Below are 15,396 nucleotides of genomic sequence, written 5' to 3' on the forward strand. Positions count from 1 at the left end.
AGGAAGTGCTGGGTTATTTTACAATCATTCTGTATAGCCAATCGAACGTGAAGGAGAGGTAAGCCTTATGCCCGTATTGGAAGTGAACCACCTGCACAAGACGTTCGGGGCGGTTACGGCGGTCGAGGACATTAGCTTCTCGGTCGAAGCCGGAGAAATATTTACGATCATCGGACCGAACGGCGCAGGAAAGACGACGACGCTCGAGATGATTGAAGGGCTGCAGACGCCCGATAGAGGCAGCATTGCCTTCGGCTCGCTCGACTGGAAGCGCAACAGCGACCAGATCAAAAGGACGATCGGCGTACAGCCGCAGTCCGGTGCTCTATTTGATCTATTGACCGTCCAGGAAAACCTCGACTTATTCGCCTCCTTTTACCCCAAAGCGACTCCTACTGCAGAAGTGCTCGAAATGATTAACTTGACCGACCAACGCAATAAACATGTGAAAAAGCTGTCCGGCGGTCAGCGGCAGAGGCTCGCGATCGGCCTCGCCATGATCAACGATCCGACTGTCATTTTTCTCGATGAACCGACAACGGGGCTTGATCCGCAGGCGCGGCGCAATATTTGGGACATCATCCTGAAGCTGAAGGAGCTTGGCAAGACTACTATACTTACGACTCACTACATGGAGGAGGCCGAGAAGCTTAGCGACCGGGTCTGTATCGTCGACCAAGGGAAGATCGTATCGCTCGATACGCCATCGGCGCTGATCGATCGGCTGACGAAGGAACGTGAAGTGCGGTTGTCGCTATTGGACGGGGAGAAGGCAGCGGCGGTGACCGAGCAGATGGCACTCTTGCATCCTGCGGTCGCACGGGTGAGTAGGGAAGATTCAACCTTGTGCATTTGGACGGCGCAGCCGGAGGAGACGCTGTACGATCTGTTCGGCTTCACGAAGGATCGCGGCTACCGTACTCAGCAAATCTCGATTCGCGAGATGAGCCTGGAGGACGTATTCATCGCCTTCACCGGCAAGGAATGGAGGGATTGAGTTGAACGGTAATGGCGTGAAGCAATTCAACAAAATGTTCGTTGCTCAAATTAAGATGATGTTCCGCGAGAAGCAGGTGTGGTTTTGGAATATTTTCTTCCCCATCATTCTGATGGTGTTGTTTATGATTATCTTCACGGGCGGCGGGGACGATGATTTCAAGGCGACCATCGCTGTATCTCAGCCCGCTCAGACAACCGAATCCGAGCAATTGCTCGAACAGCTGCGCCAAGTTCCCGTGCTCGAGCTGAAGGAAGAAACGCCGGTCAGCAAGGAGCAAGGACTGGATTGGCTGAAAAACGAGGATGTAGACGCATTGATCATATTGCCCCAATCGGGGGAGTCCGCTACGTTGGAGCTCATCGTCAATACGAAGAACGAACGAAGCGTAACGACTCAAGTTGTCTCCGGCGTATTGGATAAGTTCATTCAACAAGCCAATCTAGAGGCAGCGGGAGCTGAGCCGGTAATCGGCATGACGATTTCTTCTGTCACTTCCGGTGCGGAAGACTTGAAATACGAGGACTTCCTGCTTACGGGCATGATCGGATTATCCGTCGCGCAAGGCGGATTGTTCGGCATGGTTGAGCTCGTCGACTTACGCAGGCGCGGATTGTTGAAGCGGCTTCGAATGACACCGGCCAGGATGGGACTGTACGGTCTCGCGAGCATGCTTGTGCGCTTGATGCTCGGCATCGTGCAGATCGTCATTTTGTCGCTAATCGGCGTATATGGCTTCGGGGCTTCCTTGCATATTAATATTTTCAGTCTTGCTGTCGCCTTCTTCGCCGGCGCTCTCGTCTTCAATGCGATGGGTTACTTATTCTCGTCGTTCAGCAAGACGATCGAAGCTTATATGGGCATGGCGAATATCGCCAGCATGCTTATGATGTTCCTAAGCGGCGTCTTCTTCCCGCTTGAGCAATTGCCGCAATGGCTTCAGCCGGTGACGCAGGTGCTTCCGCTTACTTACTTTGTGGACGGCATACGCGACGGCCTCATCTATGCGGAGAGCGTTACGAACGGAGCCTTCTGGCTGGGCATGGGCATCATGGCGCTATGGGGCGTCGTTTCCTTCCTTGTAGGCGCTCAGTTATACCGAACAAAATCGATTAGCGAAGAAGCGCGATGAGCGTAAAGCCGTAACCATATCGATCCCGTCCAAAATAACTGGAAAAACTCCCGTTATTACTGGGCGAAAACTACCTATTCTCAGAAGTAGCGATATTAGCAGGAGGAACTCCAGTTATTTCTTCGATTTATCCAAAATCGCTATAATTAACGGGAGAAATTCCAGTTAAACATGCCGATGCCAAAAACGCCTCTCTTCCTCATCGCCGCAATGCGATGGGAACAGAGGCGTTTGTCTTTTTTTATACCCGCAGCTCGGCATGCCGTAAGGAAGAGTTCTCCACCTGAATCGTAGCATGGTCGATGCCGTATTGCTCCTCGATTAGCTTTAAGGCCTCGCGCAGGACGGCCTGACTGTCCGCATCATCGCGAATAATGAGATGGCAGCTTAACGAATCGATGCCGGACGTAATCGTCCAGATATGAAGATCATGCACATCGCTAACGCCTTTTACACCGAGCAAAGTTGCTTTAACTTCATCAGCATCAACGCTGTGCGGCGTGCCTTCCATGAGAATATGAACGGTGGAGTTGATGATGCCCCACGCGCTCTTCAGAATGAGCAGCGCGACAATAACGCTTATAATTGGATCGGCGATGTACCACGAGAACAGCAACATAAGCAGCCCGGCAACTATGGCGCCAACGGAGCCAATCGCGTCGCCGATGACATGCAGGTATGCGCTGCGAACATTCAGATTATCCTTTACGTCGCCTTTGCGCATAAGGAACCATGCGCTCGCAAGGTTCGCCAGCAAGCCGATACCTGCGATGATCATCATCGATCCGCTCGCTACAGTCGGCGGTTCCCAGAAACGCTTGATCGCTTCCGCGATAATGAAGCCGGAGATGACGAACAGCGATACGCCGTTAAGCAGCGCAGCTAATATTTCGAAGCGATGGAAGCCGAATGTTCGCTTGGCAGAGGACGGTCTTGCGGCGAACCACATCGCAGCGAGACTAAGCGCAAGCGCAGCCGCATCGCTAAGCATATGCCCAGAATCGGAGAGCAGCGCCAGCGAATTCGTCACGAGGCCGCCGACGAATTCCAGCACCATAATGCCCGCCGTTATGACGAAGGCGAACAGCAACCCCGCTTTATTGTTCGGTCCATGGGAATGCCTATGGTGGCTGTGGCCGTGATGGCTATGGCCGCCGTGACTATGGTTGTGGTTATTACTACGGGCCTTACTTGGTTTATGATCATGATCAGTGCCATGATTGCATCCATCGCCATGTTCATGAGACTCATGCGAGTGCTCGCGGCTCTCTGCACAACCTTCCTCTTTATTGCCGGCCTTGCTGCTGCTTAATCGTTCACGCGGTTTCTCGCCCATGTTAAATCTCCCCCAACTTGCTCTTATGAATTCGAAATCGAATTATATATGAATACATGCTCATATGTATTATATGAATAATTTGCTTGTTCTGCAACTTATATTGCCCAATTGCACATAATAAAAAAAGAGGCAGGCGCTCATATGCGCCAGCCTCTCCCCTATTGTTATTGCTTCGGCGCTTCGACTGCCTCAGCCAGCTTCCGCTCCAAATCCTTGCTGTACTGCGCCTGCTGCTCTGCCGTCCATCCCAATTGCTGGGCCATTGCGGGAATTACAGCGCCTTTCCACTTGCGTACTTCCCCAATACGGAAGAATAGATCGCCAGTTCTGCGGATAAAGAAGTCCTCCGGCTTCACCGTCATTTCTGCCTCCATCGAATAACGGAGCTGTACGGCAAGCACTAGCGGCAGCTTGTGGGAGGTTGCCCACTTCGCCGTGACTGCATCAGCGAGTGCGTATAGCTTCTCGGCGTTCGAGCCGTATTTTTCCGCAATCATACGCGCTTCGCTTTCCTTCAATCCTGCAGCCATCCCTTTCTTCACCTGAGCAGCTACATAGGCTGCGAATCCAGCCGATCCGCCCGTATCGCCGCCCGACATGCGCAGCTCCTTCGTATCGCTGCGGCCTATGCCGATAGCCCCGCCGTCCTTGCGCAGCAGCTCGACCGCTTTATCGACGACCGTCTCAGCCATCTTACGGTAGCCGGTCAGCTTGCCGCCCGCTATTGAAATGAAGCCCGAGTTCGAGACGAAGATCTCGTCGCGGCGCGATATTTCCGAAGGCGACTTGCCTTCTTGCTGAATTAACGGCCTTAGCCCGGCCCAGCTTGATTCCACGTCGGCGACGACAAGCTTCATTTGCGGGAACATGAAGTTCGCCGCTTGCAGCAAGTAGTCGCGATCCTCCATCGTCATGACAGGCGTTGCCGTATCGCCCTTATAATTCGTATCGGTCGTACCAAAGTACGTTTTGCCCTCGCGTGGAATCGCGAACACCATCCGTCCGTCCGGCGTGTCGAAGTACACCGCTTGCTTAAGCGGGAATCGTTTGCCGTCGAATACAAGATGGACGCCTTTCGTCAGCCGCAGCGTCTTGCCTTGTTTGGAGCCGTCCTTTTCGCGCAGCTCATCTACCCACGGACCTGTCGCATTAATCACTTTCGCTGCCCGAACGTCATACGTCTTGTCGCTGATCATATCCCGTACCGCAGCGCCTTCTACTACGCCGCTGCTATTGTAGAGCAGGTTATCCACTTTGGCATAGTTAACGGCAAGCGCCCCTAGCTCAACCGCTCTTTTCATTACTTCAATTGTCAGGCGAGCATCGTCCGTTCTATATTCCACATAGTAGCCGCCGCCCTTTAATCCGTCGCGCTTCAATAACGGCTCTCTGCGCAGCGCTTCCTCGGCGCTAAGCATTTTGCGGCGCTCTTGCCTCTTGACGCCAGCTAGAAAATCATAGACGCGCAGTCCGATGGACGTCGAGAACTTGCCGAATGTGCCCCCTTTGTAAAGCGGCAGCAGCATCCACTCCGGCGTCGTCACATGCGGCCCGTTCTCATATACGATCGCCCGCTCCTTGCCTACCTCGGCCACGACGTTAATCTCCAATTGCTTCAAGTAGCGTAGACCGCCATGCACAAGCTTCGTCGAACGGCTCGACGTGCCAGCCGCAAAATCCTGCATCTCCACGACAGCAACGCGAAGCCCTCTCGTTACCGCATCCAGCGCGATGCCGGCGCCTGTAATGCCGCCGCCAATGACGAGCAGGTCCAGCTCCATGCGTGTCATCTCTTCTAATCGAAGTTCCCTATTTTGTGCGGCAAAAGCCGTTTCTTTCGTATCCGTATTCATATTTTCCGCAGCCTCCCAGCGCTCTATACCTATTATTGTTCTGTTGATCGTATTTCGTTACTCCTAAAGCAACAAAAAAAGAAACCACGTAAACCGCTCTCCCCCTCAAACGAGGATACGAAAGCGGCTATCATGGTTTCTCCGTGTCTCCAACCGTTATTAACTTGTCGTTATTATAACATGATTACTTGGCAAATGCCATGGCAGCCTTTACCGCGCGGTGCCAACCATCGTACAGCTCTTGCCTTCTCGTGTCTTCCATGCCCGGTTCGAACACCCGCTCCACTTGACGAAGCGCAGCAAGCTCCTCCTTGCTGCTCCAGAAGCCGGTAGCGAGTCCTGCCAAGTAAGCTGCGCCAAGCGCCGTCGACTCGCTTACGAGTGGCCGCTCCACCGGCACGCCTAGCAGATCGCTTTGGAACTGCATGAGCAGGTTGTTGCCGATCGCGCCGCCATCGACGGATAATGCTTGCAGCTTAAGGCCCGACTCCTCGATCATGACGGAGAGCACATCTTTCGTCTGATAAGCGAGCGACTCCAGTACGGCGCGTACAAAATGAGCCTTCGACGTCCCGCGCGTCAGCCCGAATGCCGCACCGCGAACATCGCTGTTCCAATACGGCGTGCCAAGTCCAACGAATGCGGGTACGACGTAGACTCCGTCCGTCGATTCAACCTGCTCGGCCAGCGCCTCGGTTTCGCTTGCCGACTCAATCAACTCAAGCCCGTCACGCAGCCATTGAATGGCTGCACCCGCTACGAATACGCTGCCTTCAAGCGCGTATTCCAGCTTGCCGTCCACTTCCCATGCGATGGTCGTCAACAAGCCGCGATCGGACACGATCGCTTGCTCGCCCGTGTTCATCAACATGAAGCAGCCTGTGCCGTACGTATTTTTCGTGCAGCCTTTATCGAATGCCGTCTGTCCGAACAAAGCCGCTTGCTGATCCCCAGCCATGCCCGCAATTGGAATCGGCGCTCCGAATAGCTCGGGGGCAACATGACCATATACCTCCGAAGAGGACCGTACTTCAGGCAGCATGGATGCAGGAATATCCAGTATGCGCAGCAGCTCATCGTCCCAGCGGCGATCGTGTATATTGAACACCATCGTACGGGACGCATTCGTCACATCCGTCACATGTACCGCTCCGCCTGTCAGCTTCCAGACGAGCCAGCTATCGATCGTGCCGAATAGCAGCTCTCCGCGTTCCGCTCGCTCTCTCGCTCCATCCACATGATCAAGCAGCCACTTCACCTTCGTGCCGGAGAAGTAGGCGTCGATCAGCAAGCCAGTCCGCGTATGGAACGCGCGCTCATGGCCGTCTGCCTTGAGCTGCTCGCATATCGGCGTCGTTTGGCGAGATTGCCATACAATGGCGTGATGAATCGGCTCGCCTGTAGCCTTATCCCAGACAACGGTTGTCTCCCGCTGATTCGTAATGCCGATTCCGGCAATTTGTCCCACTGCAATGCCTGTCTTCGCAAGCAAGCCTGCAATTACTTTTTTCGCTGATTCCCATATAAATGACGCATCGGCTTCTACGGAGCCAGGCTCCGGATATACGAGCGGAAGCTCCTCGCGCACCATATCGACAATATGGCCGCCGTGATCGACCAGTAGCGCCCTTGTGCTCGTCGTGCCTTGGTCGAGCGCCAGCATGTATTTGTCCATCCGATATTCCTCCCCAAGAAGTATCTATAGTTCATTGCCTGTACTGAAATTTTGCCAAAGCTCCTTGCGTGAAGTCGTGATCGCGGAAGCGCCTGCCGCGAGCGCATTCGATACGTCGCCCGCCGTCCGAATAAGGCCGCCGGCAATAATCGGAATCCCGCTTCGCTCCTTCACCTCGCGAATCATATCGGGCATAATGCCCGGCAGCACCTCGATGTAGTCGGGCTGCGTCTTCTCGAGCAGCGTATAGCTGTGCTCGATCGCATCCGAATCAATGAGAAACAGCCGCTGTATGGCAATCAGTCCGTTTTTTTTCGTCCTTCCGATCACGGTGGAACGCGTCGAGATCAGACCTGCCGGTCTAATGGATTGGCATAGAAACTCCGCTGCATACTCATCGTTCTTCAGTCCATCGATCAGATCGGCATGCAGCAGCACCTTCTTGCCATGCTGACCAGCCAGGTCGACGAGAGGCTTCAATTGACCCAGATGGCCGCCTAGAAGCACCATATACGTATAAGGAGTGGCGAGAACCGCCTCCACATCCTTCTGTTTGCGCACAGCTGGCAGAACACTCTGGCCTACTGTCAATAATGGCATGTAATCGACTCCGTTCTTATGCGATATCCGCTAGTCATTCCGCCTCGGACGACCGCTACTCTCCCGCTCCAACAGTCTGGCAGGCAAAACGATTTTTCTTGCGATATCCCTGCCACCCGCCATCCGATCCGCAAGCAATTCCACTGCCGTCTCGCCCATATGCTCCATGTGCACCTTAACGGTTGTCAGCGGCGGCTGCATATAAGCTGAGATGGGAATGTCGTTGCAGCCAACGATCGAGATATCATGCGGAGCTTGCAGCTTGGCCTCGTGCAGCGCTCTCAGCGCGCCAACAGCCATCGAATCGTTTTCGATAAAAAAAGCCGTCGGCAGCTTTCCGCCTTCTATCGCAGCTTTCATTAGCTTATAGCCTTCTTCGGCGTACAGATTGTCGCCCGTAAATACAAATGCCGGATTATAAATGTCTTGCACGGTAAGCCGCTCTACGAATGCAAGCTCTCGCTCATCCTGCACCCGCTTGTTGTTCACCTTATTATGCCCGCCAATATAACCAATTTCCGTATGGCCTAGCCCAATCAAATAGTCGAGCACCTCGAACACCGATTTGCGCAGGTCGATAACAACCGAATCGAATCGATTTTCCTCCGGCGACGAATCGACGAACACGATATTCGTCATGCCTTCGGGAAACCGCTCCAAATCGTCTTTCTCGAAACGGCCGATCGCGACAATGCCGTCGAGCGGTTCGCCTAACCAATCAGAAGTCGAGTCGCCGCCTTGGACGAACAGCTTCACCATCTCGATCTGCCGCTGGAAGCACTCCTTCTCCGCGCCAAGCCGAATCGCCAAGTAATACGGATCCAGCATCTCCTCTTGCTCCGAATACCAGCTTACGAGTCCAATGCGGTAACGTTCCTTAGTCTGCGCTTGCCCGCTCCCGTTTCGCTCTCGGAGCGTCTTATAGTTCAGCTTCTGCGCAACCTCGAAAATCCGCTTCCGCGTCTCATCCGTAACGGATAAGCCCGGATCATAATTGAGCACGCGCGATACGGTTGCGATAGACACATTCGCTTGCTGTGCAATATCTTTTATGGTAGCCATGCTAACTTTCCTTCCTGCATTTCGGTTCAGTTCGCAGCCGTCGCTACTTCTCTATCTACAAATATACGATTATTTTACTAAAAATCAAGTAAAATTATCTCTCATAATTTTACCCACCTACTTCATTCACACCAAAAAACACACTAAACACTAAAAAAGAGGCAAACCTCGTATATACGGGCCGCCTCTTCGTTTACTCATGCTTTAAATGTTGTAGCGTTAGCGTGAAAACTTGCTCCACATGATCGTCATCCAACGAGTAAAATACCGTTTTCCCTACTTTTCTGCGCTTCACGATTCGCATATTCCGCAGCAGCCTAAGCTGATGGGAGATCGCGGACTGCCCCATCTCAAGCACCTCGGTCAAATCATGCACGCATAGCTCCGACTGCAGCAGCGCATGAATGATCTTCACCCGCGTCGGGTCGCCAAGCGCCTTGAACAGATCAGCCAGCTCCACGGCTGTCCCGTCGCTCACGAGCTTGCTTTTTACATCCGCAATATCGGCTTCAGTCCCGGCGCATGTATCCTCGCAGGCAGCGGCTAATTGATTATCCATTTTCATCCCACCCGCTCCATCATTTCGTGAGGCTATTATACCATGTTTCGTTTCATACCGTGTACCGCTTCCATAACGGCTTATCTTTCCTCTATAATGAAGCGTAATCGCTATCCCTAGCGAGCAAGGCGAAAGGAAGTGGACCTATGTTCACGCTTAAAGAAAAGCTCTATTTGCTGCAGCTTCTAAAAAAGCAAAAGCGCAGACGGTTCTTCGGCTTATTGAAGCGCGACCCGCTGCATGACCAAATTGTAGAGAAGCTGGAGCAGATGGTACGCAATGAACTCGTCAACCACGAACATTTATGAACAGCAAGGAGCGACTAGTCAGTCACAGGAGGAATTATGACAGGTAAAACACATCTAACCATCGGAGCGGCAATTGGCGGAGCCGCATCTATCTATTATCCGTTCACGCTTCAGCATGCCGCGTTATTCATCGGTATTGCGGGTTTCTCGGCATTAGCTGCCGATCTTGACGGCACAAGCATGCTGAGCAGCAAGCTTGGCAAGCTCTCGAAGCTCATTCGTGAGCTTATGTTATGGGGCGGCGTCGTATTTATCGGCATTATCGCTTACTTATTTTTTACAGGACATCCCGTTTCCCCTATCCTTATTGGAAGCAGCGCTGCTGCGCTTCTGCTCGGCCTTGTTATGAAACAAGGCGCCATCCGTAACGCGCTTGTGAGCGTAGTCGGCTGTATCCTGATGTATGTCGGCTTCACCTATCAGATGAATTGGCTCATCGGCTTCGGTTTGTTTGTCGCATGGGTCCCATGGCTGAAGCATCGCGGCATGACGCATACCGTATGGGCGACGCTCATCTGGGCTGCAATCGGCTGGGGCTTGGAACAGCAGCTGCAGATAGAAGGGATCGCCGTCGTTGCCACGCTCGGCTATTTGTCCCATCTCGTTGCGGACTCTATCACGCCAAGCGGTGTAAAATGGCTGTATCCGTTATATAAGAAATCGATCAAGCTGCGCGTGTAGCATACTTAGGACTTAGGCCGCTCTGCGTAAGCCAAATCGTGAGGCAAACCTCATTACCCATGAACCTAGCATCATGGCGAGTGAGATTTGCCTCACTATTTGTTTATAAACACTTCAGAACCTCAATAAAGAGTGAGGTTAGCCTCACTCTGCATGAGATTTACCTCACTCGCTCCCCCGCCTGACCGCCAAATGCCAACGTATGATACCGCTAGCTAAAACCGTTCCGTGACCACCTTCGACTGCATGAACAGCAGCAAGTAATCTCGTCCCCCCGCCTTCGAATTGGTTCCCGACATATTGAAACCGCCGAAGGGCTGGACACCGACGAGCGCACCGGTACATTTGCGGTTGAAGTAGAGATTGCCGACATGGAACTGTTCCCGCGCTTGCTCCAACTTGCCGCGATTGCGCGAGATGACCGCTCCCGTCAGCCCGTATTCCGTATTGTTGGCGATATCGATCGCCGCCTCGAAGTTGGCGGCACGGATGAAAGCCAGCACCGGACCGAATATCTCCTCCTGCGCGATGCGCGCATACGGCTCAACATCCTTAATAATCGTCGGCTCGATAAAGTATCCGCCGTTCCCGCCTTTGCTTCCTCCATAGACAACAGTGCCTTCGCTGCGCCCAACCTCGATATATTTCAGGATACTGAAATAAGCCCGCTCGTCTATGACAGGTCCAATATGCGAAGTAAGCTCATTAGCCTTGCCGACCTTAAGCTGCTTCGTCCGTTCGATAACTTTGGCGATCACCGCATCATACACCGCTTCGAGGACGACTGCCCTTGAGCAAGCAGAGCATTTCTGCCCGGCATAGCCGAACGCCGACACCGTTATAGCCTCCGCCGCCAAGTCGAGATCGCAGTCCTCGTCGACGATGATCGTATCCTTGCCGCCCATCTCGGCGACGACGCGCTTAATCCACTTCTGATCCTGCTGCACGGTTGCCGCTCTTTCATTAATACGCAGCCCGACCTCGCGCGAGCCGGTGAAGCAAATAAATCTTGTCAGCGGATGCTCCACCAAGTAATCGCCAATTTCCGTACCTGATCCCGGCAAAAAATTAACGACGCCGTCCGGAAGTCCCGCTTCCTCCAGGAGCTCAATGAACTTCGCCGCAACGACTGCCGTTGCGCTCGCCGGCTTCAATACGACCGTGTTGCCGGCCACGATCGCCGCCATCGTCATGCCGGCCATAATCGCCAGCGGAAAATTCCACGGCGGGATAATAACGCCCACGCCTAACGGTATATAGAACATCTCATTATCCTCGCCGGGATACGGAACGAGCGGTTGCCTTTCCGACAGCCGCTCCATCTCCCGGCCGTAATACTCCATGAAGTCGATCGTTTCTGCCGTATCCGCATCCGCCTCGGCCCAGCTTTTGCCCGCCTCGTAGACAAGCCATGAGGAGAACTCGTGCTTGCGGCGGCGCAAGCTGGCAGCCGCTTTGTAGAGCATTCTTGCACGTGCCGAAGGCGCGACGCGTTTCCAGTTATCGAATGCCGCTGCCGCCGCGAGAATGGCTTTATGGGCCAGTGCCTGATCGGCCTGGGATACGATGCCGACGAGCTGGGTCGTCTGGGACGGATTGATCGAACGACGCTTCGTAGTCGTCTCGATCCGGTCGGCGCCGATCTTAATCAAATACTCCTTGCCTAGCTCCGACTCTACTTTGCGGAGCGCCTCTTGAAATTCGTCAATTCGGTCGCTAATCGTGAAATCGGTAAACGGCTCGTTCTGATAAGGCTCCCGCATCAGCATTTCCCCCTTGCTGGACAGAATCTAATCATCTTACAAAATCTGATCACCGAGTAAAGATCCGATTAATTCTACTGCAAGCGTTGCTGTTTTGAGCCCTTGATCAAGGCTCGGATTCACCTCGACCAGCTCGGCCGATGTTGCGATCCCTGCCTGGTACAGAAGCTCCATCGCCAGATGCGCTTCCCGGTAGCTTAAGCCCCCCTTGACCGGAGTACCCGTTCCGGGCGCTTCCCGCGGATCTACGCTGTCGATGTCGAAGCTGATATGCACGCCGTCCGTCTCGCGCTGCATGCGGCGGATGACTTCATCCATGACTCTGGCAATGCCCATCCGGTCAATATCGTGCATCGTGTAACATGCAATGCCAAGCGACCGTATGAACTGCTTCTCGTCCGGATCAAGCGATCTGGCCCCGACGATCGCGACATGCTCCGGTTTTATTTTCGGACAGATGCCCCTAAGCTTCGTAAGCGGATCGAACCCTCTCCCTAAGCTGATGCCAAGCGACATCCCGTGGATATTGCCCGACGGACTCGTATGCTCCGTGTTCATGTCCGAGTGGGCATCGAACCAGATGACGCCCATATTGGCGTAATGCTCGGCGAGTCCGGCAATGGTGCCGATCGCGATACTATGATCGCCCCCAAGCACTAAAGGGAACGCGCCGCTTGCGACCACGGCCGACACCTGCCCCGCAAGGCTGTCGCTCATCGCATATACTTCAGCCGTGTGCTTCATATTAGGCGGCAGCTGAGCCGGGTCGAATGCATCCGACACCATGCTCGCGACGACCTCTGCGGCGATTTCATACGGAATCGAGAGCGAATTCAGCTTCTCGGTTAGTCCCGCTTCCTGCAGCAGACAATCAGGGCCGAACGATGCCCCTCTCGTGCCAGCGCCTAGATCGAACGGAACTTTAATAATGGCAACGCGGGACAGCGTCATGACGCTTCGTCACCTCCCGCTTCGGATCGAGAATCGTTTCCGAATACGGATCTCAATCTTTCGATCGCATAATCGAGCTCCGCTTCGGTAATGATGAGCGGCGGAGCAAGGCGAATAACCGAGTCATGCGTTTCCTTGCATAACAAGCCCAGCTGCATCAGCTTCTCGCAATAGGGACGCGCGGATGTGTGAAGCTCGATGCCTATGAACAGCCCCCGCCCTCTAATATCCTTAATGTCCGGGTGGGACAGGCTGCTCAGCTTCTGCAGCATGTAGTCGCCTAGCTCGGCGGAACGTTCAGCAAGCTTCTCCTCCTCGATGACGGCGATTGCCGCGGTCGCGACAGCGCAGCTGAGCGGATTGCCGCCGAACGTCGAGCCATGCGAGCCAGGCTCGAACACATCCATAATCGCCGCATCCGCAGCGATTGCAGAGATTGGCGTCACGCCGCCGCCGAGCGCTTTGCCGAGCACATAAATATCCGGCACAACTTGCTCCCAGTCGCAGGCGAACCGTTGACCGGTTCTGCCGAAGCCCGTCTGGATCTCGTCGGCGATCAGCAACGCGCCATGCTCCGCGCATAACCTCGCGGCATGCCGCAGGAAACCGTTCGGCGGGATTCGAATCCCCGCCTCACCTTGGATCGGCTCGATGAGCACAGCCGCCGTATTCTCGCCTACGGCAGCGGCCAGCGCATCCGGGTCGCCGTAAGGAATGATGCGGAAGCCGGGGGTGAACGGCCCGAACGCTCGCTGGTACTCCGGCGTTGACGAGAAAGAGGTTGCCGTCAGCGTCCTGCCGTGGAAGTTGCCTTCGAACACGATAATTTCCGCCTTCGAGTCGGCAATCCCCCTCACATCATAGGCGTAGCGTCTAGCCGCCTTCACCGCCGTTTCCACAGCTTCTGCACCTGTGTTCATCGGCAAAATACGCTCCTTGCCCGTATAAGCGGCAAGCTTCTCATAAAATAAACCGAGCGTTTCGTTATGGAACGCCCTTGAAGTGATCGTCACTTTATCGGCTTGCTCCTTCAGAGCCGCAATGATCCGCGGATGGCGATGGCCTTGGTTCAGAGCAGAGTAGGCACTAAGCATATCCAAGTAACGCGCGCCGCTCGTATCCTGCACCCACACGCCTTCGGCGCTGCTGATGACAATCGGTAAAGGGTGATAATTGCGGGCTCCGTAGCGCTCTGCCAGTTCAATCCCATTATGTGCCCTGTTCATCTCCCACTCTCCTTAAGTGTTTGCTGGGGCAAACACACATCGTAAGCATAAGCTTAGTGTTTGCGTAGCAAACACACTTCGTAAGCATAAGCTTAGTGTTTGCCGGGGCAAACACACTTCGTAAGCATAAGCTTGGTTTGCCAAACAAACCCACTTTATAAGCATTCACCTAGGATTGCCCAGCCATTCCATGATTGCTTGAACAGGGATCAATAGCGGCTCTGTAGTGACATTTTATGCGCCTATTCGTTTACAAATGAGCAAAACTCCACTTCCCTCGCGTTTCAGCACTGCCCCTTCCACAAAGACTCCGCAATAACGGCAGTTTGGGCCACTAAATCGTAGGTTTCAGTAGAAACCCCTCTTTTAGTTCGATTTTAGGCCGCTATTGAGGCGATATTGGCTGCATGGTGGAAAAAGGCCTGATTAGTTTGATGAAATGTCGTTAAACAACGACTTTCAGCTAAGCGTCCCCAATTAGTTCGACTAAATGCCGTTATTGCGCTAATAACGGAAGGGGATGTGTGCAAATGAGTAGCAACAAAAAAAGGAACTTACAAACAGCAAGCCCAGCTCAGCCCGCTCCCTATAAGCCCCTCAACGCATCAATTCGTAAGATCAGCGAATATGCGGACGTATTGCTCATACCGGCCTTCCCATTTCCCTTTGCGGAATTCGGGCGTTACGAGATCTCTTTCACCCTCCAGCAGCATACCGATGACATCCAGACAAACGTCCCAACCTGCAATATCTCGCGGCGTATGGCTCGTAATCGTCTTTATGATCTCGGTAAAAACCAACTTGCACCCGCCAACGCCATCTTCATAAAGCTCGAATCGGACGCGGTCTGTATCCCACGTATACTCCAGCACAGAGCCAGTCCGGAGCTCCGTAATGACCATGTCTTCGAAAGTTCCGTCCTGCATATCGAACTTGATTACTCCGCCTTCGCGAAGTTCATCCACCCGCAGCTCAGAGAACCATATGGGCAGCTTATCGTTGTCCGTCAGCCAGGACCATACCTCCTCCGTGGAATGCGTCCAGTAACGCTCGAATCTAGCCATGTAACCCGCTTCCGCTTTCTGTACGACAGCTAACATGCAACATCTCTCCTCTTCACGTAATGATAGCTTAATGCCATAATAAGTTAAGGAATACGACCAAACAACAAAGGGAGTCATTTCATTTGAAAAGCAAGAAAGCTTTCATCACGCTCATTACAAGTCAAATCGTATTTATTATTTTTATAG

14 protein-coding genes are annotated in these 15,396 nt (G+C 53.5%); 4 read left to right on the forward strand and 10 right to left on the reverse strand.

Features of this window, described 5'->3' with window-relative positions; genetic code table 11:
* Positions 1–67 precede the first annotated feature (67 nt).
* Together AC1DF0_RS01420 and AC1DF0_RS01425 are read left to right on the forward strand one after the other, a co-directional pair.
* Entirely contained in the window at positions 68–997 is a 930-nt protein-coding gene (locus tag AC1DF0_RS01420) for an ABC transporter ATP-binding protein (protein WP_477572831.1), read from the forward strand.
* Position 998: 1 nt separating this feature from the next.
* Complete coding sequence (locus AC1DF0_RS01425) at positions 999–2,129, forward strand: ABC transporter permease (protein WP_442052180.1); 1,131 nt, start codon at positions 999–1,001, stop codon at positions 2,127–2,129.
* A 241-nt stretch (positions 2,130–2,370) separates the two neighbouring features.
* Here AC1DF0_RS01425 and AC1DF0_RS01430 read toward each other — a convergent pair whose 3' ends face one another.
* The 6 genes from AC1DF0_RS01430 to AC1DF0_RS01455 form a co-directional block, all read right to left on the reverse strand.
* On the reverse strand, positions 2,371–3,465 hold the full coding sequence (locus AC1DF0_RS01430; RefSeq protein WP_477572832.1) for a cation diffusion facilitator family transporter: 1,095 nt from the start codon (positions 3,463–3,465) through the stop codon (positions 2,371–2,373).
* A 167-nt stretch (positions 3,466–3,632) separates the two neighbouring features.
* The gene (locus AC1DF0_RS01435) at positions 3,633–5,321 is read right to left on the reverse strand and encodes a glycerol-3-phosphate dehydrogenase/oxidase (RefSeq protein ID WP_477572833.1); all 1,689 of its coding nucleotides are present in this window, start codon (positions 5,319–5,321) and stop codon (positions 3,633–3,635) included.
* A 184-nt stretch (positions 5,322–5,505) separates the two neighbouring features.
* Positions 5,506–6,996, reverse strand: a complete 1,491-nt coding sequence (gene glpK / locus AC1DF0_RS01440; protein WP_442052177.1) for a glycerol kinase GlpK — start codon at positions 6,994–6,996, stop codon at positions 5,506–5,508.
* Positions 6,997–7,020: 24 nt separating this feature from the next.
* On the reverse strand, positions 7,021–7,596 hold the full coding sequence (locus AC1DF0_RS01445; RefSeq protein ID WP_442052176.1) for a glycerol-3-phosphate responsive antiterminator: 576 nt from the start codon (positions 7,594–7,596) through the stop codon (positions 7,021–7,023).
* 30 nt (positions 7,597–7,626) lie between these two features.
* Complete coding sequence (locus AC1DF0_RS01450) at positions 7,627–8,658, reverse strand: LacI family DNA-binding transcriptional regulator (RefSeq protein WP_442052175.1); 1,032 nt, start codon at positions 8,656–8,658, stop codon at positions 7,627–7,629.
* Between the two features lie 193 nt (positions 8,659–8,851).
* A complete protein-coding gene (locus AC1DF0_RS01455) occupies positions 8,852–9,217 on the reverse strand; it encodes an ArsR/SmtB family transcription factor (RefSeq protein ID WP_337100055.1) in 366 nt (121 codons plus the stop codon).
* A 146-nt stretch (positions 9,218–9,363) separates the two neighbouring features.
* Here AC1DF0_RS01455 and AC1DF0_RS01460 point away from each other — a divergent pair, with 146 nt between their 5' ends.
* Together AC1DF0_RS01460 and AC1DF0_RS01465 are read left to right on the forward strand one after the other, a co-directional pair.
* A complete protein-coding gene (locus AC1DF0_RS01460; protein WP_477572834.1) occupies positions 9,364–9,525 on the forward strand; it encodes a hypothetical protein in 162 nt (53 codons plus the stop codon).
* Between the two features lie 36 nt (positions 9,526–9,561).
* Positions 9,562–10,206, forward strand: a complete 645-nt coding sequence (locus AC1DF0_RS01465; RefSeq protein ID WP_477572835.1) for a metal-dependent hydrolase — start codon at positions 9,562–9,564, stop codon at positions 10,204–10,206.
* A gap of 215 nt (positions 10,207–10,421) precedes the next feature.
* On the opposite strand, the gene pruA is transcribed toward AC1DF0_RS01465, so the two are convergent.
* The 4 genes from pruA to AC1DF0_RS01485 form a co-directional block, all read right to left on the reverse strand.
* The gene (pruA, locus tag AC1DF0_RS01470; RefSeq protein ID WP_442052173.1) at positions 10,422–11,969 is read right to left on the reverse strand and encodes an L-glutamate gamma-semialdehyde dehydrogenase; all 1,548 of its coding nucleotides are present in this window, start codon (positions 11,967–11,969) and stop codon (positions 10,422–10,424) included.
* 36 nt (positions 11,970–12,005) lie between these two features.
* Positions 12,006–12,920, reverse strand: a complete 915-nt coding sequence (rocF, locus tag AC1DF0_RS01475) for an arginase (protein WP_442052172.1) — start codon at positions 12,918–12,920, stop codon at positions 12,006–12,008.
* Positions 12,917–14,146 (reverse strand): ornithine--oxo-acid transaminase, encoded by a 1,230-nt coding sequence (locus AC1DF0_RS01480; protein WP_477572836.1) that lies wholly within the window; start codon positions 14,144–14,146, stop codon positions 12,917–12,919. Before AC1DF0_RS01480 ends, rocF begins: the two co-directional genes overlap by 4 nt.
* A 605-nt stretch (positions 14,147–14,751) precedes the next feature.
* Complete coding sequence (locus tag AC1DF0_RS01485) at positions 14,752–15,246, reverse strand: SRPBCC family protein (protein ID WP_442052774.1); 495 nt, start codon at positions 15,244–15,246, stop codon at positions 14,752–14,754.
* Positions 15,247–15,396: the final 150 nt, after the last annotated feature.

The organism is Paenibacillus sp. 05T425, assembly GCF_056396205.1.